The organism is Candidatus Binatia bacterium (assembly GCA_035631035.1).
GTDB lineage: Bacteria > Eisenbacteria > RBG-16-71-46 > SZUA-252 > SZUA-252 > DASQJL01.
The window spans coordinates 56,014-74,298 of record DASQJL010000096.1; the positions used below are offsets into that span (position 1 = coordinate 56,014).

The following is an 18,285-nucleotide window of genomic DNA, read 5'->3' on the forward strand; positions in this document are numbered from 1 at the left end:
GCCGGGGTTCGTTTTTTGGCGCGGATAGAGTAGAGTTTTCGGGTACCCCCAACCATCTCGCCGGAGGATTCGAAACCGAATGCGCTTTGCTCCCATCGCCCTGACCACGGCTGCCGTCCTGATCGCGACCGCCGCCCTGGGACCCGCCGGTCCCGCCGTCGCCGCGCCGAACCTGATCCGCACCCTTCCCAACAAGATGACGGTCATCGTCCGGGAGAACCGTTCGCGCCCGCTCGCCACGGTCCAGGTCTGGATCGACGCGGGAAGCCGCGACGAGACCCGCAGCGAGCGGGGGGCCGCCTCGGTGCTCTCGTATCTTCCGTACGAGGAGACCTCCGCCCGGAAGCGCGGCGAAGTCCACAAGGAAGCGGAGTCCTTCGGCGGCACCCTGGGAAGCGAGTCGGGCTACTCCAGCATCATCTACAACATGACGGTGCCCGCGCGGTACCTGAGCCGGGCGGTCGATATCCTGAGCGACGCCGTCCTCCATCCCTCCTTCAACCAGTACACGCTGGAGCAGTCGGTGGCCAAGGCGCGCCGGGAGTCCCGCGGCGTCCTGAGCGCGGCCGGCGGCGTCAGCCTGAACACGCTCCGGGAGTCGCTCTACGGCGACACGCCTCCCGGGACGCCGCTCCATGCGCCCGAGCTGGAGGTGGCGGCGCTCACGCTCCCGATCGTCCAGCGCTACTACAAGGAGAACTTCGTCGCCGACAGGATCACGGTGGTCGTGGTCGGCGACATCGAGGCCGAACCCGTGGCCGATCAGATCGCGGCGGCCTTCAAGGACGTGCCCACCGGCAAGTCGCGCCCGCACCCGCGCGTCGCCCCGCCCAAGGAGCTCAAGGATCCCATCGTGCGCTCGGTGCCCAACCCGCCCGACGCCGACGGCTCGGTCGTGGCCGCGGGATTCCGCGCACCGCTCTGGGGCACCGCCGACGCAACCGCGCTCGACGTCCTGCTCGCCGTGCTCGTCGACGCTCCCGGCTCGCGGCTCGAGCGCCGGCTGCGCGAGGGGGGCAACGACTTCGGAGCGGCCGCGGCCCAGCGCTCGTTCGGACCCGATCCGGGGTCGGTGGCCCTGGTCCTCTCGGCAGACCCCGCGCGGATGCCCGATGCGGAGGGGATCCTGGTTCAGGAGATCGAGAAGATTCGCGCGCAGCCGGTCACGGCCGAGGAGTGCCAGGCCGCCATCCGCTCCATTCTCACGCGCGAGCTGATGTCGCGCTCGGAGCTCTGGGGACTGGGGCGCGCCACCGCGCTCGCCTATTACCAGGGGCGTCCCGGCGCCGACGAGGTGTACGCGCAGCGCGTGAGCGCGGTGCGGCCCGAGGACCTGTCCGGAGTCGCGCGCAAGTATCTCGACTGGAAGAACGGCGCCGTCGTCGAGATGATGTCTCGGCGCACGGCCGACAGCCTCGGCATCGCCAAGGAGTTCCCGAAACGGTTCCAGGAGAAGCTCTCGCTGTACCAGGGCACCTACCGCAGCGGCCCGCTCGCCACGGCGAGCACCGATGAGGAGCGCCGCGCGCGCATCGACCAGCCGCTCGCTTCGATCTCCCGGGATCCCTTCGATGCGGGGCGCGGCCGCGTGGAGCGCGCCAGGCTCGCGGGCGGCATCCGGCTCCTGACCGGCCAGGACCGAAGCGCCCCCGGCGTGACGGTGGCGGTCTATCTGAACGGCGGCGTGCGCTGGGAGAACGACAAGAACAACGGCATCACCTCGCTCGTCCGCGAGACGCTCTTCAATACGAACGACCCCAAGCGGAACGGCCTCGCCTACCGGCAGTCGCTCTCCCTCCTGGGATCGTTCACGCCCTACCAGGATCGGGACATGTGGGGGGTCTCGCTCGCGGTGCCCTCGTCCGACTGGAAGGAAGCGCTCAACCGGATCGGCGCGATGATGTCCCACCCGGACCTGGACTCGGTGACGGTGGATGCCACGCGGATCCTGCTCCTCACCGCCCTCGACAAGTGGATGGAAGACGACGCGGCCCAGCGGCAGCGGCTCATCTTCGCGACGAAGTACCAGGTGAGCGGCTACCGGCTTCCCGGCGTGGGGAACAAGGTGAACCTCATCTCGCTTCCGACGTCGGCGATCGCGGCCTATTACCGGAAGTTCGTGGTGAAGCCGAACCTGTTCGTCGCGGTCTTCGGCGACGTGAACCCCTCCGAGGTCGGTCCCGCGGTGGAGGAGGCGTTCCGCGACGTGAGCGCGGGACCCTTCAACCCGGGCGAGCCGCCCATGGATCTGCCGTTCCCCGGCTTCCGCGAGAAGTGGGAGCTGGGCGCGGGCTCGCTCACCACCATTCAGCTCGCCTTCAACGGCCCCCCGGCAAACAGCCCGGACATGCCCATTTTCTACGTCGTGAACTCGCTGCTCTCGGGACCGTACGGCTGGTTCCAGAAGTACGTCATGGCCGAGCCGACGGCGCAGAGCGCGAACTCGATCGTGGCGCAGGCGATCGACGAGTCTCCGATCATCGCCTCGCTCACCATCGGCGGCTCGGTGGAGGAGGAGGCGATGGTCAAGCTGCTCTTCCGGCAGTTCAAGAAGGTCGCCGGGATGGAGCTGATCGGCCCCGATCTGGATCAGGACCTCCGGAACGCGAAGACGCACGCCATCGGCAGCTTCTACGGAACGTTCACGACGAATACGTCCCGCGCCTTCCAGTGGGCTCGCGCCGACCTGTTCGGGCTTCCGCCCGACGACCTGCTGGCGCTCCCCTCCAAGATGGACGCGGTGACTCCGGGCGATCTCCTGCGGGTCGGGACGCGCTACTTCCAGCGCGGAGACTGGGAGAAGGCGCCGTACGCCATCGCGGAGACGCGGCCCGGCGGCTGGTAGGCTTGATCCCACAGCCTGTCGCCCTGATCGTCACGGTGCGAAACGAGGAGGCGTCGATCGACGCGCTCCTCGATTCGCTTCTGGGCGGATCGCGCCCTCCCGACGAGATCGTCGTCGCCGACGGCGGCTCGACCGACCGGACCGTGGAGCGGCTCCGCGCTCGCGCGGCCTCGGATCCCCGCGTGCGCTTCCTCGTGGCGCCGGGAAACCGCTCGGTGGGACGGAACGCCGCGGTCCGCGCCGCCCAGGCGTCGATCATCGCGTGCACCGACGCGGGCGTGCGGGTGGAGCCCGACTGGCTGGAGCGGATCACGGCGCCCTTCGCCGATCCCGGCGTCGACGTGGTCGCCGGCTTCTACCGCTCCGCCGGAGAGACCTGGTTCGAGCGCGCCGCCGGCGTGGTCTCCGCGCCGCGCCTCGAGGAGGTGGACCGGGAGCGCTTCCTCCCCTCCACCCGCTCCGTCGCCTTCCGCCGCGCCGCGTGGGAGCGCGTTCACGGCTTCGACGAGCGCTGGGATCACAACGAGGACACCCCGTTCGCCCTCGCCCTGAAGCGGGACGGCTGCCGCTTCGCGTTCGCTCCCGATGCCGTCGTGCACTGGCGGCCGCGGGGCGACCTTCGGAGCTTCTGGCGCCAGCACCGGCGCTTCGGCTACGGCGACGGGGAGTCGGGCGTGCAGGGGTCGTTCTACGGTAGGATCGCCGCGAAGTACGTCCTGGCCCTGGCGTTGCTCGTGGCCGGGGCCTGGTTCCGCCCGGCGTGGTGGGCCCTGGGAGCGGGCGCGCTCCTGTTCGTGCTGGGGCAGGGCCATCGCGGGCGGGGTCGCCTGCCGGCGCCCGCCGCGCTCGTCCTCGTGCCCGCGCTCAAGACGGTGTACGACGCCGCCTATCTCTGGGGATACGCGCGCGGGATCGCGAGTCGTCGCGGCCCGGGCGCGATGAAGCCGGCGTAGCGCGCCGCGGATCGAGGGGGAGGAACGCCCGTGTATGAACCTCGCCACAAGAAACCGATCTCCCGCCGGCAGTTCGCCTTGCGCGTTCTGCACAGCGCGGGGCTCGCGCTTCCCCTCGTGCTTCTCTCGCTGGCCGGCGGGATGGCGGGCTACATGCTGCTGGAGAAGCTCTCCTGGGCCGACGCCTTCCTGAACGCGGCGATGCTCCTCGGAGGGATGGGGCCGGTGGCACCGTTGCGCACCGAAGCGGGGAAGATCTTCGCGGGCGTCTACGCGCTCTACGCGGGACTCATCTTCCTCATCGCCGCAGGCCTCGTGCTCGCCCCCTTCTTCCATCGCGTGCTCCACCGCTTCCACTGGGAACAGGACCGGGGGCGGTCGTGATGAGCGGCGGCACCGCGACCGGGGCGCCGGATCGCCTGGAGATCCCCATGGCGAAAGGCACGCTGGTGCGATTTTTCCTGACCTCCCTCCTGGCGGTCGCCGGATGCATCGCCATGCTGCTCCTGACCCAAAACCGTCCCTCGCTGACCCACTCCATCTTCCGGGTCGTCGCGTTCGTCGGGATCGTCTTCTTTGGGGTGACGGCTCTCTACGCGGGGAAGCGCCTCTTCGATCCGACCCCGGGTCTGATCCTCGACCCGGAGGGGCTCGTGGATCATTCGAACGCCGTCGGCGCCGGGCGCGTCCGCTGGGCCGAGATCCGGGAGATCCGGGTCACCCAGTCCGTGCGGCAGCGTTTCCTGACCGTGATCGTGGACGATCCCGAACGTTTCCTCCGGCGCGGCAACGCCATGACGCGAAAAGTGGCGGCGGCGAATCACCGGCTGGCGGGAAGCCCGATCAACATCACGGCGCGCACGCTCGCGATCCCTTTCGACGAGCTCGTCACCCGCACCTCCGAGTTCTATCGGCACTACGGAAAGCGGGCGTGACGGAGCCCGACCGGAGGCGGCGGCGATGAGCGGGCCCGCCCCGCACGTCGACCGGATTCTGGAGACGGCGCTCTACGTCGAGGATCCGGACCGATCGGCGCGCTTCTATCAGGAGCTGTTTGGGTTCGAGGCGGTCTACGCGGGTCCCCGGCTCACGGCGCTCGCCGTGCCGGGACATCAGATCCTCCTCCTCTTCAAGAAGGGCGCGTCGTCCGGCCTCTCCAAGATCCCGCACGACGGATCGGGGGAGCTGCACGTCGCGTTCGCGATCGCGGCGCCATCGCTCGAGGCGTGGGAGGCGCGCCTGCACGAGAAGAAGATCCCGATCGTGGAGAAGACGGAGTGGGAGCGTGGAGGCACCAGCCTCTACTTCCGCGATCCCGACGGCCACCTGATCGAGCTGGCGACCCCGGGGCTCTGGACGAACTACTGATCCTGTCCTGAGGCTTCGGGACCCGTCACGCCTCCTGCGTCGTGACTTCCTCGGGCTCGGGGGTCTCGTCGGGGCGGGGGTTGAAGATCGCGGCCAGCTCGCCCCGGAGCTGCCCCTCGTCCAGGTTCCACTTGAGCTCGCCCTTGTGCGCGATCGAGATCGCGCCGGTCTCCTCGCTCACCACGATCACCGCGGCATCGGTCTCCTCGGCCAGGCCGAGGGCGGCCCGGTGGCGCGTGCCCAGGAGGGGCGAGAGCCCGCGCGTCTGGCTCAGCGGGAGGATGCAGCTCGCCGCGACGATGGCGTCGCCCCGGATCACGACGGCCCCGTCGTGCAGCGGCGAGTGGGGCGTGAAGATCGTCTCCAAGAGCTCGGCGCTCACCGAGGCGTCGATCTTGGTGCCGGTCTCCACGTAGTCGCGCAATCCCATGTCCCGCTCGAAAACGATGATCGCGCCCCGCCGCTCCTTCCCCATCTCCTCCACCGCCTTGATCGTCTCGGCGACCACGCCGTACTCCTCGACGCGGATGAGCGCCCGGACCAGGCGGTTCTGGCCGATGTGGGTGAGGAGCGCCCGCAGCTCGGGCTGGAAGAGGATCACGAAGAGGATCACCCAGACCGTCTTCAGGCTGCCGATGATCCAGTTGAGCGCGTTCAGGCGGAACCACTGCGCCACGATGGAGGCGAACACGATGATGATGAGCCCCACGAACATCTGCGACGCGCGCGTCCCCTTGATCATGATGAAGAGGCGATAGAAGAGGAACGCGACGATCAGGACGTCGAGCGCGTCGACGAGGAACTGGGGCTTGAGATCGATCATGATCGGGCTTCGGCCTGGATCGGCGCGTCTCCGGCGGGAGCCTCCTCCCGGAGGCGCGCCCTGGGATCGAGAATCGCTTCGGCGCTACGGATCGCGTCCACCGTCTCCCGGACGTCATGGGTGCGGACGATCCGCGCCCCGAGCGCGAGCGCGGCCACCGTGGCGCCCAGCCCCGCGCCCAGCCGCTCCTCGATCGGGATGGAGCGGCCGGTGACGCGGCCGAGGAACGATTTCCGCGATACACCGATGTACAGGGGCCGCCCGAGCGAGGTCAAGCTCGGAAGTCCCTGGAGCACGCGCAGGCTCTGCGGCGCGCGCTTCGAGAAGCCGATCCCGGGGTCCAGCGCGATCCGCTCCTCCGTAATTCCCGCAGAAACGGCGGCCTTCATCTGGCGCTCCAGGAAGCGTCGCACGTCCAGGACCTCGTCCTCGTACGCGACCGGCTCGTGCATGCGGTCGGGGGCGCCCAGGGCGTGCATCAGCACGAGGCCGGCGCCCGCGGACGCCACGATACCGGCCAGCTCCGGCTGGGCGGTGAGCCCCGTCACGTCGTTCACGATGGCGGCCCCCTCGTCCAGCGCGCGGCGCGCCACCTCGGCGCTCCAGGTGTCCACCGACACCGGAAGACCCAGGCGGACCACCGCCGGAAGCACGGGGCGAAGCCGCGCCCATTCCTCCTCGGCGCCGATCGGCGGGTCGCCGCCGGGGCGGGTCGACTGCGCTCCGATGTCGATCGCGTCGGCGCCCTCGCCGGCCATCGCCTGGGCGCGCGCGAGGGCCCGCGCCGGATCGAGCCAGCGGCCGCCGTCGTAGAAGCTGTCGGGGGTGAGGTTGAGGATTCCGGCCACTCGGGCCCGCTCGCTGAGATTCCACGAGCCGGCCCGGTGGCGGAAGATCAGGGGTGCGTCGGAGGCGGGTCCGGTCTGGTTCCGCAGCACGTCATCACGCCGGTCCCGGGCTCTCGCTGGGGCGCAGACCGGGCGCGGGACTCCGGGCCGCGCGCGGCTTCTCCTCTTCGACGGCGGTCACGGGAGCGGTGCCATCCCCGCTGCCGCGGCGGGAGAGCGGCTCCAGCTTCTCGCCGCGCAGGAGCCTCTCGAGCTGATCGCCGTCGAGCACCTCGCGCTCCAGGAGCGCGAGCGCGATGACGTGGAGCTTGTCGGTGTTGTCGGCCAGGAGCTGGCGGGCCTTGTTGTAGGCGCCCTCGACCAGGTTCCGGACCTCCTCGTCGATCATGATGGCGGTCTTCTCGCTGTAGTCGCGGTGCTGCGAGATCTCCTTGCCGAGGAAGACGTACTCCTCGCGCGTGCCGAAGGTGAGCGGTCCGAGGCGCTCGCTCATCCCCCACTCGCAGACCATCCGCCGCGCGATCATCGTGGCGCGCCGGATGTCGTCGGAGGCGCCCGTCGTGAAGTGGTTCAGCACGAGCTGCTCGGCGGCGCGGCCGCCCATGAGATGCGTCAGCATCCGCAGCCAGTACTCGCGCGAGAAGGAATGCCGCTCCTCCTCGGGGAGATAGGCGGTGAGACCCAGCGCGCGCCCGCGCGGGATGATCGTGACCTTGTGGACCTTGTCGCTACCGGGCTGGAGCCACGCCACCAGAGCGTGTCCCGCCTCGTGGTAGGAGGTGCTCTTCTTCTCCTCGTCGGAGATCACCAGGCTGCGCCGCTCGGCGCCCATCATCACCTTGTCCTTGGCGTCCTCGAAGTCGACGGAGTTGACCTTCTTGTGGTTCCGCCGCGCCGCGAGCAGGGCCGCTTCGTTCACGAGATTCGCGAGATCGGCGCCCACCATGCCGGGCGTGCCGCGCGCGAGGACGGTCAGGTTGACCTCTTCGGAAACCGGGATGTTCCGGGTGTGGACGCGGAGGATTCCCTCGCGTCCGCGGACGTCCGGCACGTCCACCACGATCTGCCGGTCGAAGCGTCCCGGGCGGAGAAGCGCCGGATCGAGAACGTCCGGGCGGTTCGTGGCGGCGATCAGGATCACGCCGTCGTTCGACTCGAAGCCGTCCATCTCGACGAGGAGCTGGTTCAGCGTCTGTTCCCGCTCGTCATGGCCCCCGCCCAGCCCCGCGCCGCGATGCCGCCCGACGGCGTCGATCTCGTCGATGAAGATGATGCAGGGTGCGTTGCGCTTTCCCTGGTCGAAGAGGTCGCGCACGCGCGAGGCGCCGACGCCCACGAACATCTCGACGAAGTCGGAGCCGGAGAGCGAGAAGAAGGGAACGCCCGCCTCGCCGGCCACCGCCTTGGCGAGGAGGGTCTTACCCGTGCCCGGGGGACCGAGCAGGAGCGCGCCCTTGGGAATGCGTCCGCCCAGGCGCTGGAATTTCTTCGGGTCGCGCAGGAACTCGATGATCTCCTCCAGCTCCTGCTTTGCCTCGTCGGCGCCCGCGACGTCCTTGAACGTCACCTTGGGGCTGGACTCGAGCGCGACCTTGGGGCGGCTCTTCCCGAACTTCATCGCCGAGGCGCCGCCCGCCTGGATCTGGCGGATCATGACCATCCAGAGAACGACGAGGGCGACGAACGGGATGTAGGAGATGACGAGCGCCCACCAGTTCATGCCGGGCGGCTTGGAGTTGACCGTGGCGGCCGGGTCCTTCGCGAGGATCGCGCGGCCCAGGTCCTTGTCCTCCGCCGGGAGGTAGACCTTGAAGTAGACGTAGGAGACGGGACGTCCGTCCACGTGCGTGAGCGCGCCCTGCTTCAGCTCGCCCGCGACCTCGCGCTCGACGATGGTCGCCGACTTGATGTTCGCCGTGTCGATCTGCGTGAGGAACTCCGAGTAGGGAATCTCGTGGGTCTTGGCCTTGATCTCTCCGTAGACCTGCACGAAGACGAGCACGGCGAGGACCAGGATCACCCAGAGAAGGGCGGTCCTGAGGGGGCGCGCCGGGCCGAAGGGCGTCGGCTTCCGCTGCGGCGGCCGGGGAGGATTGGGCGGACGCTTGCGCTCCCGGCGCTCGGAATTCTTCTGAGCGGGGCGCGAATCGTCGCGCGAACGCGCGGTCAAGGGGCTCAGTTGCTCCGGATTCGGGTTCACTCGGCTGGACTTCCTTTCCTGGAATCGGCAGGGTTGCCGGATGTCTCTAGTGTTGGATGGAAGTTGCTTCCGGCCGGTTCTCCTTTCCGGCCATCAGGATGATGCGCCCTCGCTCCCTGCGAACCTGTACGCCCATCGGGAAATCGGCCGAGCGGCCGCGGCGGTCGTTCGCGAGGGAATGCAGAACGTCCACGTGGGTCGCCAGGACCTCGCGGGCCACCCCGTCCAGATCGTTCAGGGCGCAGCGGAAAATATAAGAACGCAACAGTTTAGGGTACGAAACGAGGCGCTCGGCATCAAGCACGATTTTCCCCTCCTCGGCGCTCAACGTCAGTCCGGAGAGCACGCGCCGTGCCTCGGCTTCCAGATAACCGTCCAGCTCGCGAAAAAGGTCCGCCTGGCGGAGCAGCGCGTCCCGAACCCCCCGGTTCACGCCGTCGCGGAGGCGCGGCAGGATCTCGTGCCGCAGAAAATTGCGTGCCGCCCCAAGATTCGCGTTCGAAGCGTCCTCGCGATGCGCCTGGCCGTGGAGCGCCAGATAGGCCAGCACCTGTTCCCGCGTGACGTCGAGCAGGGGGCGGATGACGCGCACGCCGTGGACCCGGGCGCGCGTTTTCATCGCCGACAGGCCACGAAGGCCGGCCCCTCGCGCCATCCGGAAGAGCACGGTCTCGGCCTGGTCGTCGGCGGTGTGGGCGGTTGCGACCACCTCCGCTCCCGCCAGGGCCGCGAGGCGGTCGAGCGCCTCGTAGCGGACGCGGCGGGCGAGATCCTCGGGGGCCAGGCTTCCGGGACCGGACACGGCGGCGCCCGCGGGTCGCAGGGCGTCGGCCGGGACCGTCTCTTCGAAATAGGGGAGGCCGAGCCGGGCGGCGAGGTCCCTCACGAAGGCGGCATCGTCATCGGCGTGGCGTCCCCGCAGACCGTGGTTGACGTGCCCCACGGCGAGCGGGGCCGGGCGGCCCGTCCGCTCGCGCTCCGCGGCCAGGAAGCGCAGGAGCGCGACCGAGTCGGCGCCGCCCGATACCGCGGCCAGCACGCCGCCGGTCTCGGGAAGGAGCCGGTCGGCCCGAACGCGCCGGGCGGCGATCCGGTCCAGCGTGCGATCTCTCGGATTGAGCGGCGCCGGGGACGGGCGATCCGCGCGCATCAGTGCGCCGCCCGCGCGGGGCGCTGCCGGAAGGCGAGCACGCATGTCACGATGAAGACGAGCAGCACCGCCGACGCCCCGAAGCGGCTCAGCGCCATTCCGCCCTTGCTCACCGGCTTGTCCAGCAGGTCGCCGAGCACGGCTCCGAGCGGCCGCGTCAGGATGAAGGCCGCCCAGAAGAGGGCGGTTCGCGAGATCTTGGTCCAGAAGTATCCGGCGGCGACCAGGGCGAGGAGCAGCCCGAAGACGACGGCGCTGCCGCGATAGCCGAAGCTCGCCGTGTCCGCCGTCCAGTCGCCCAGCGCCGTTCCCAGCGTCTGGGAGAAGAGGATCGTCACCCAGTAGAACCACTCGGCCGCCGGCGTGCGCACCGAATCCACCGAGACCGTGCCCAGCGTGCGCTTCCAGACGAAGAGCGACGTGAGGAGGAGGGCCAGGAGCAGGGTCGAGCCGCCCGCGTACCCGATTCCCAGGTCGCGGTCGACCAGATCGGCCAGGGTCGTCCCGACCGTGGTGGTCGCGATGATCGTGGCCCAGTAGAGCGAGGCGTGGAAGCGCTGGGCCTTGACTTGGATCTGGACGAGCACGGCGAAGATCACGGCGAAGATGGCGGTGCCGACCACGTAGCCGAGCTGCATGGACATCGTGACCGCGTCGCCGCCGGTCTCGCCCAGCGTCGTCGCCGCGATCTTGATGATCCAGAAGAGGAGGGTGACCTCGGGGACCTTGCTGGATGTCTCGCGCTCCGTACCCATTTCAAAATTGTACGGGTCGGAGACAGGATGTCTAGCGAACGCGCACCCGGCCCTACCGCACGAGGATCATTTTCCGGATCCGGAACTCCCCGAGAGCCTCCAGGCGCGCGAGGTAAACGCCCGAGGCGACAGGCCTTCCCCGCGCGTCCGTGCGCCGCCAGACGGCTTCGTGGCGCCCCGCCGGGAGCTGGGCGTCCAGCGCGGTGGCAACCCGCCGTCCCCGGACGTCGAAGACTTCGATCCGCGCGCGAGCGGCGCGCGGCAGTCCGAAGCGGAAGGACGCCGCTTCACGCACCGGATTGGGCGCGGGCGCTTCGAGCGCCAAGGGAGGCGCAGGCGGGGACGCTTCGTCGGCCACCGCGGTCACGTCCAGCTCGGTCAGCGTGAGGCGGCGGTTCGGAGCCACGTTCCGGTAGGTCTCGACGATGCCCGAAGGCCACGTCACGGTGATCGAGTCGACGACGACCGCGGCTCCCAGGCCGAACTCGAGCGGCGGCGAATCCTGGGACATGTAGCCTGAGCCTCCGGAGACCTCCCGGATCTGCCTCAGCGAGCCCGTGGCCACGCGCACCCGCGCGCCGATCGCGTCGCGGCTGGAAACGCGCCCGACCAGGGTCACTTCGAGCCAGTGGTTCGAAGAGGCGAGGTCGTTCCGCAGGAGGCGGCTTCCGGTGGCGTCGTTGGCGACGAAGAGATCGAGATCCCCGTCCCCGTCGTAATCGGCCCACGCGGCTCCGGTCGCGTTGCCGGCGTCGCCGAGCGGTCCGCTCGTGAGCGCGGCGAAGCCGCCCGCGCCGTCATTGCGCAACAGCTTGCCGGGCTGGCCGTAGTTGGCGACGTAGAGGTCGAGGTCGCCATCGTTGTCGTAGTCCCCCCACGCCACGCCCGTGCTGTTGCTCGTGTCGCCCAGGGGGCCCGCCGTGATCCAGGTGAACACGTTCCCGCCGTCGTTTCGAATCAGCTTGTTGGCGGTGCCGTAGTTGGCCACGTAGAGGTCGAGGTCGCCGTCGTTGTCATAGTCCCCCCAGGCGGCGCCCTGGCCCGGGCCGCCGTCCTCGATGTACACGCCGGCGATCCGGGTGAATACGCCGCCGCCCTCGTTGCGCAGGAGCCGGTTCGGGCCGTCGTTCGTGATATAGAGGTCGGGATCGCCATCGTTGTCGTAGTCGCCCCAGCAGGCGGCCAGCCCCCATCCGGCGTCCGCCAGCGGACCCGCAGTCGCGTCCACGAATCCCGCCGGGCCGTCGTTCCGGAGCAGCTTGTTCGGCGTTCCGTAGTTCACGACGTACAGATCGAGGTCGCCGTCTCCGTCGTAGTCCACCCAGGCGGCGCTCTGGCCGGGACCGTTGATCCCGAGCGGCCCGGCTGTGACGTCGGCGAATCCGGCGGCGCGGTCGTTCCGGTAGAGATGGTTCGGCGAATTGAAGTTCACGAGGTAGAGGTCCGGGTCGCCGTCGCCATCGTAGTCGCCCCACACCGAAGCGCTCCCGTTTCCCGCCTCGTCCAACGGAGGCGCCGTCACGTCGGTGAAGTTGTCTCCGCCGTCGTTTCGGATCAGGAGGTTCGGACCGTCTTCCGTGAGGTAGAGATCGAGGTCGCCGTCGAGGTCGTAGTCGGCCCAGGCCACGCCGAACGAAGAGCCCCGGTCGCCCAGCGGTCCCTTCGTGAGCGCGGTGAATTGGGCCGAAGCCGGTGCCGCGGCGAGCAGGGCGGCTGCGGCTGCGGAGAGAAACCAGGCGCGAGTCCAGGCCAGGAGTCGAGTCATCGCGTGCTCGTTCGTCGGGGAAAAGCGGGAGGCCCCGCGCCGGCGGGGCCTCCCCGTGAGCTTATCGGACCAGCACCATCTTCTGCGCGCGCTCGACGCCGTCGCCGCGGAACCGCACGACGTAGACGCCGTTCGCGAGCGGCTCGCCCGAACGGGCGCGTGCCGTCCACGAGACGTTGTGGTCTCCCGCGGCGTACCAGCCCGAGGCCAGCGTGGCGACGTGCTGCCCCGCGACCGAGAAGAGATCCAGGGCCACCGATCCCGCGCGCGTCAGGCTGAACCTGAGATTGGAGCCCACCACGGCCGGGTTCGAGGCGCGGAACGCGATCGCGCCGTCGGCCACGGAAGCCGGCGTGAACGCAGGCGCGGTATTGACCGACGCGCCGCCAGCCATCGCCGCGCCCGGAGCGACGACGTGGAACGGCCGCATCATGTCGTTCTCTTCGTGCTCGAGAATGTGGCAGTGCCAGACGTACCCCGGCTCCGCCGTCGCGTCGAACGCGAACGACGGGGATTCGTCCTGCGGAGCCCAGCGCACCAGCACCCGCGTGACCTCGCCCGGATTCATGCGGAACGTGTCCTTCCAGCCGCGCTCGTTCGCGTCGGCGGGCGTCGGCTTGCCCTTGAGATAGGGCCCCACCGCCACCGGCACGTACGTGTCGGAGGGCAGGCTGGGATTGGCCGCGTCGAACGCCATCTGGTAGCGGCGGGCATTCAGCTTCTGGCGATTCAGGAGCTGGAATTGGACCAGGTGGATGTGGATCGGATGCGTGTCGCCGGTCAGATTCGCGATCTCCCACATCTCCGTCGTGCCCAGCACCGGATACTCGGTCGCCGGGGCGTCGTAGGGCATCCCGTTCAGAAGGGCGCCGAGCGGGTCGTCGCCGAGAAGCCTCTCGTTCAGCGTCATCGTCCGCGTCACGGTCGGGTTCGTGAGCCGGGTCACCGTCGCGAGCGCCGGCGGAATCACGCTGTTGTCCGGCCCCGTCGAGGGGACCACCCGGAAGAGCATGACCTGTCCCGTGGTCTGTCCGTCCGGCGCGTCACCCATCGGATAGGGAGCCTTCGCCGTGTTGCGCAGGAGGAACTCGGTTCCCGGGGGGTAGGCTGAGAAGTCGATCACCACGTCGGCGCGCTCGCCGGGCGCGATCACGAGTCGCGGCGAGTGGACGTTGGCCGGATCGTTGAGGAGCACCGGTTCGGCGAGATATCCGCCGTCGGTGCCGATCTGGTAGAAGGCAGGTCCCGGCGTGCTGCGCACGCGCTCCATCAGGGCCAGGCTGTAGAAGCGCGCCTGCGAGCCGTTGAGCATGCGGAAGCGGTATTTCCTGGGTTCGACGTTCAGGTAGGGCCACACCTTCCCGTTGACCAGGATGACGTTCCCGAAGAACTCCGGAATCCACTTCGGATGGACGGAGGTCACGCCCACGTTTGGATACCAGAGCTGACCCTCGGTCGTGAACATGCGGTCCTGGAACGCGAGGCCCATGTCGTAGGGGGCCTCGGGCAGTCCCGGGGGTTCGTTGCCCGGATCGGTGATCAGGTAGTAGCCCGCGAGTCCCGCGTACACGTTGTGCCGCGTGTAGCCGAACGCGTGGTCGTGATACCAGATCGTCGAGGCGAGCTGCGTGTTGACGTACGTGTGAACTTCGTTGGTGAAGTCGGGTCCTGTCTCCGCGAAATCCTTCGTGAACCATGTCATCGGCCCGCCGTCGCTCTGCGGCTCGACCTCCGCGCCGTGCACGTGGGTCGTGATCGGCACGCCGGTCGAGGTCTCCGCCTTCATGATGGTCGGGTCGATCGCGTAGTCCAGGATGTGCGTCATCGGGAGATGGTTCGTCCACCGGATCTGGATCGGCACGTTGTGCCGCGCCACGATCGTCGGTCCGGGATAGGTCGCCGTCGCTTCCGTGAGCCCGTACCCGTACACGGTGGTGGGAGGCAGGTCGCGGTGGAGCTTCTGCTGGATCTGGTAGGCGCCGATCTCGAGGAAGCTCCCCGGCATGGTCGCGTCGATCGCGGCCGGAATCGGCAGCGGGTCGACGTACTTGGCCAGGGAGAGCGGATCGAGAACGGTTTGCGCGCAGGCCGGCGAAGCGATCCCCGAGAGAGCGAACAGGGAAAGCGCCGCGATCGCCGCAAGCCGCGGTATTGCACGACGGGTGCTCATGGAAGAACCCCCCAGGATGCGCGTGGAGCGCATCGTCCGCGGCGATCGAGGTGTGCCTCCGCGCGGGTGGATCAGGGCCGGTCGTTCATCGGCGCGGAAGCGAAGCTGCAGTGCTTCAGGTCCCCTCGCTCGCCGCAAGTCGAACGGGACCCATGGACGGCAGCGAGGACATTCTTGTCCCACCGCCGCCGGAGGTACAGCTATCCACCGGATGCTGACAGGGGGGTCCGTTGGTATACCGGGGCGGAGGGGCTGCCGGGATCCGACGGGAGGGATTCAATGGTGGCGGCGCAGGGATTCGAACCCCGGACCAAGGGATTATGATTCCCCTGCTCTACCGCTGAGCTACACCGCCACCTCGGGCGGAAAACACTATGCGGGGGCGCGGGTTCTGTCAAGGCGGCGGGCCCCCAGCGCCCGCACGGGGGTGACGACTTCTCGTTTGTGTTCCGCGGGATGGCGAGACGGTCCGGGAACCGCTTCGGGGCGCAACCCGAATTCTACGTTCCCCGGGGAACGTAAATTGTGCCGTGTCGACACGGGTTCGTCCTCTCTGGCGTCGTCCCCCTTTGACGGCGCGGCCGTCGGACCGACGCGGCCCTCCTCCAGGCAAGGCACATCCGAGGAAACCCGCCCCGATTGACACTCGCGGCCCCGGTCCCCTAAACTGCGGCGAACACGACCACATGCCGGCTGGCCGGGTGACCCCGCCCGCCACCCAGGGAGAATTCCAACGCTCATGTCTCGAAATGTCGTGGGAGGGCTGATGGCCCTCCTGGTCATCGCGTTACCTCTGGCGGCAAGGGCGGACGATCTCACCGGTTTCGGCGGGATCGGCTTTCGCGGCGGGCTGTCCAAGTTCGGCAGCGAGGCGAACACCCCGCTGAGCCTGACCACCAACCAGCCGCTCGCCGACGGGACCAAGCCGCGCCTGTCGGGGGATCTGGTCTTTTCCTACGTATTCGGCAGCCACGTCTGGGGCGACGTGACGGTGGGCTATGCGTGGAACCGGCTGGACACCAACGACAACCGGTTCTGGCTGGAGAGCGCGGTGCCGATCACGGGCGGGCTCCGCTACCTGCTTCACGAGGGCAAGGCCATCCGGCCCTACGTGGGAGCCGGAGGCGGGTTCTACGTCTGGTCGATCCAGTCCAAGGATCTCGGGGCCGCCAAGGACCCGAGCACCTTCGAGCGGTACCGGCGCGCCGATCCCGGCGTCTATGGAATGGCCGGGGTGGAGCGGACGATGTCCAAGCACATCAGCACGACCGCCGATGTCGTGTATCACCACATCTTCGCCCAGAACACCGCCGACTTTCCGAGCGGTTATAATGGGAACAAGAGCTTCACGCAGATCCGCCTGGGCGTCTCCTTCTACTTCACGCTCACGGAGCGGATCGATACCGGACTACCGGAGTAACGTATGAGGACCTTCGCGGCGCCCGGCGAGAAGTTCGCACCCAGCGTGCGGCCGGAGACCGCGCCGGAGCGCATCCCGGTGGATTACGCGCTCACGTTCGACGACGTTCTCCTGCTTCCCGGCTACTCCGAAATCCATCCCCGCGACGTCGACACCAGCACCCTCCTCACGCGCGAGATCACGCTCAACACGCCCGTGGTCAGCGCGGCCATGGACACGGTCACCGAGAGCGCGCTCGCCATCGCCATCGCGCGCGAGGGCGGCCTGGGCATCATCCACAAGAACCTCCCGGTGCTGGAGCAGGTGGAGGAAGTGGACAAGGTGAAGCGCTCGGAGAGCGGAATGATCGTGAACCCGATCACGCTGCCGCCCGACGTGCCGATCGCGCGCGCCCTCGAGCTGATGGAGAAATTCCGGATCTCCGGCGTTCCGATCACCGAGGGAAAGCGCCTCGTCGGCATCCTCACCAACCGCGACCTGCGCTTCGTGAAGAGCCCCGACCTCAAGGTCCGCGACGTGATGACGAAGGAGAACCTGATCACGGCGCCCGTGGGGACCACGCTCGAGGAAGCGGAGCGGATGCTCCACCAGCACAAGATCGAGAAGCTCCCGGTCGTGGACGACCAGTACAGCCTCCGCGGCCTGATCACCGTGAAGGACATCCAGAAGCGGATTCGATACCCGCGCTCCTGCAAGGATCACCTGGGTCGGCTCCGCGCGGGCGCGGCGATCGGCGTCGGCCAGGACGCGAACGAGCGCGTGGCCGAGCTGGTGCGCGCGGGCGTGGACGTGGTCGTCATCGACAGCGCGCACGGCCACTCCAAGGCGGTGATCGAGACGACGCGCGCCGTGAAGACGGCGCACCCCAACCTCCAGCTCATCGTGGGGAACGTGGCCACCGCCGACGGGGCGCGCGACCTGATCCGGGCGGGCGCCGACTGCGTGAAGGTGGGGATGGGTCCCGGATCGGCGTGCACGACGCGCGTGGTCGCGGGCGTGGGCGTGCCGCAGATCAGCGCGGTGCTCGAGTGCGCCAACGAAGCGGCCAAGGCCGGCATCCCGATCATCGCCGACGGCGGCATCAAGTACTCGGGCGACATGGTGAAGGCGCTGGCCGCGGGCGCGCATTCGGTGATGCTCGGGAATCTGCTCGCCGGCACCGAAGAGAGCCCGGGCGATACGCTGCTGCTCGAGGGCCGCACGTACAAGGTCTATCGCGGCATGGGATCCTTGTCCGCGATGTCTTCCGGCCGCGGTGACCGCTACTTCCAGGAGGGCGTCCGCGATCTGAAGAAGCTGGTCGCCGAGGGGATCGAGGCGCGCGTTCCCTACAAGGGCCCGGTCGCGAACGTGATCTACCAGCTCATCGGCGGCCTGCGCGCCGGGATGGGCTACTGCGGCGTCGGCACCATCGAGGGCCTCCGCACCCAGACCCGCTTCGTCCGCATCACGCAGTCCGGCTTGCGCGAGAGCCATCCGCACGATTTGACGATTACTAAAGAAGCGCCGAACTACGAGATAAGATAGTCCGCCCATGTAAGTCCGCCCGCAGGCGGACTAACCCCTGTTCTTTCGCCTAACCCACCCGCAATTTCCAGTTCATGCCTCCCACGATCCGCCCCGCAAGCCCCCACGAATCCAACGCCATCGCCAACGTCTTCCTACGTTCCTGGAAAACCCTCATGCCCGACATCCCCATCGGCCACACCGACGGCCAGGTCCGTGCATGGATCGCGGGAAGCGTCATGGTGGAGAAGCGGGTCTACGTGGCCGTCGAGAACGAGTCGGTCGCCGCCATGATGGCGATCTCCGAGGATGGCGAAGGGGGATGGATCGATCACCTGTACGTCGCGCCGGAGCACGTGGGGCGCGGGGTGGGGAGCGCGCTCGTGAATGAGGCGCTCGCCCTGCTTCGTGCGCCGGTGCGGTTGTATACGTTTCAAAGCAACGTGCGGGCGCGCGAGTTCTATGAGGCGCGGGGGTTCAGG

At 68.8% G+C, this 18,285-nt stretch carries 15 protein-coding genes and 1 tRNA gene; 8 read left to right on the forward strand and 8 right to left on the reverse strand.

Translation table 11 applies throughout. From position 1 onward, the window contains the following. The first annotated feature begins 79 nt into the window (after positions 1–79). Genes VE326_10300 through VE326_10320 form a run of 5 tightly spaced genes read left to right on the forward strand, consistent with a single transcriptional unit; the run spans position 80 to position 5,166 of the window. A complete protein-coding gene (locus tag VE326_10300; GenBank protein ID HYJ33598.1) occupies positions 80–2,845 on the forward strand; it encodes an insulinase family protein in 2,766 nt (921 codons plus the stop codon). 2 nt (positions 2,846–2,847) lie between these two features. Next, positions 2,848–3,798 (forward strand): glycosyltransferase, encoded by a 951-nt coding sequence (locus tag VE326_10305; protein ID HYJ33599.1) that lies wholly within the window; start codon positions 2,848–2,850, stop codon positions 3,796–3,798. Positions 3,799–3,828: 30 nt separating this feature from the next. Then, complete coding sequence (locus VE326_10310) at positions 3,829–4,182, forward strand: hypothetical protein (GenBank protein HYJ33600.1); 354 nt, start codon at positions 3,829–3,831, stop codon at positions 4,180–4,182. Further along, the gene (locus VE326_10315; GenBank protein ID HYJ33601.1) at positions 4,182–4,733 is read left to right on the forward strand and encodes an STM3941 family protein; all 552 of its coding nucleotides are present in this window, start codon (positions 4,182–4,184) and stop codon (positions 4,731–4,733) included. Before VE326_10310 ends, VE326_10315 begins: the two co-directional genes overlap by 1 nt. Positions 4,734–4,758: 25 nt before the next feature. Next, positions 4,759–5,166 (forward strand): VOC family protein, encoded by a 408-nt coding sequence (locus tag VE326_10320; GenBank protein ID HYJ33602.1) that lies wholly within the window; start codon positions 4,759–4,761, stop codon positions 5,164–5,166. Positions 5,167–5,191: 25 nt separating this feature from the next. Here VE326_10320 and cdaA read toward each other — a convergent pair whose 3' ends face one another. The 8 genes from cdaA to VE326_10360 all read right to left on the reverse strand — a co-directional run bounded on the left by cdaA (position 5,192) and on the right by VE326_10360 (position 15,232). After that, positions 5,192–5,989 carry a diadenylate cyclase CdaA gene (gene cdaA, locus VE326_10325; protein HYJ33603.1) on the reverse strand — a complete coding sequence of 266 codons (798 nt, stop codon included), beginning with the start codon at positions 5,987–5,989 and terminating at the stop codon, positions 5,192–5,194. After that, on the reverse strand, positions 5,986–6,927 hold the full coding sequence (gene folP / locus VE326_10330; protein HYJ33604.1) for a dihydropteroate synthase: 942 nt from the start codon (positions 6,925–6,927) through the stop codon (positions 5,986–5,988). The genes cdaA and folP overlap by 4 nt, the downstream gene beginning before the upstream one ends. A gap of 4 nt (positions 6,928–6,931) precedes the next feature. Next, positions 6,932–9,007 carry an ATP-dependent zinc metalloprotease FtsH gene (gene ftsH / locus VE326_10335; protein HYJ33605.1) on the reverse strand — a complete coding sequence of 692 codons (2,076 nt, stop codon included), beginning with the start codon at positions 9,005–9,007 and terminating at the stop codon, positions 6,932–6,934. Positions 9,008–9,083: 76 nt separating this feature from the next. Further along, the gene (gene tilS, locus VE326_10340) at positions 9,084–10,187 is read right to left on the reverse strand and encodes a tRNA lysidine(34) synthetase TilS (protein ID HYJ33606.1); all 1,104 of its coding nucleotides are present in this window, start codon (positions 10,185–10,187) and stop codon (positions 9,084–9,086) included. Next, positions 10,187–10,942 carry a hypothetical protein gene (locus VE326_10345; GenBank protein HYJ33607.1) on the reverse strand — a complete coding sequence of 252 codons (756 nt, stop codon included), beginning with the start codon at positions 10,940–10,942 and terminating at the stop codon, positions 10,187–10,189. The genes tilS and VE326_10345 overlap by 1 nt, the downstream gene beginning before the upstream one ends. 52 nt (positions 10,943–10,994) lie before the next feature. Continuing rightward, positions 10,995–12,707, reverse strand: coding sequence for a CRTAC1 family protein (locus VE326_10350; protein ID HYJ33608.1), 1,713 nt, complete (start codon positions 12,705–12,707; stop codon positions 10,995–10,997). Positions 12,708–12,768: 61 nt separating this feature from the next. After that, positions 12,769–14,877, reverse strand: a complete 2,109-nt coding sequence (locus tag VE326_10355; protein HYJ33609.1) for a multicopper oxidase domain-containing protein — start codon at positions 14,875–14,877, stop codon at positions 12,769–12,771. A 280-nt stretch (positions 14,878–15,157) separates the two neighbouring features. Further along, a tRNA-Met gene (locus VE326_10360) sits at positions 15,158–15,232 on the reverse strand. A 384-nt stretch (positions 15,233–15,616) separates the two neighbouring features. Here VE326_10360 and VE326_10365 point away from each other — a divergent pair. From VE326_10365 to VE326_10375, 3 genes are all read left to right on the forward strand, one after another. Beyond that, positions 15,617–16,297, forward strand: coding sequence for an outer membrane beta-barrel protein (locus VE326_10365; protein HYJ33610.1), 681 nt, complete (start codon positions 15,617–15,619; stop codon positions 16,295–16,297). A 3-nt stretch (positions 16,298–16,300) separates the two neighbouring features. Beyond that, entirely contained in the window at positions 16,301–17,824 is a 1,524-nt protein-coding gene (gene guaB, locus VE326_10370; GenBank protein HYJ33611.1) for an IMP dehydrogenase, read from the forward strand. A gap of 155 nt (positions 17,825–17,979) precedes the next feature. Continuing rightward, positions 17,980–18,285 (forward strand): GNAT family N-acetyltransferase (locus VE326_10375; GenBank protein ID HYJ33612.1); only part of this gene is annotated, 306 nt, incomplete at its 3' end.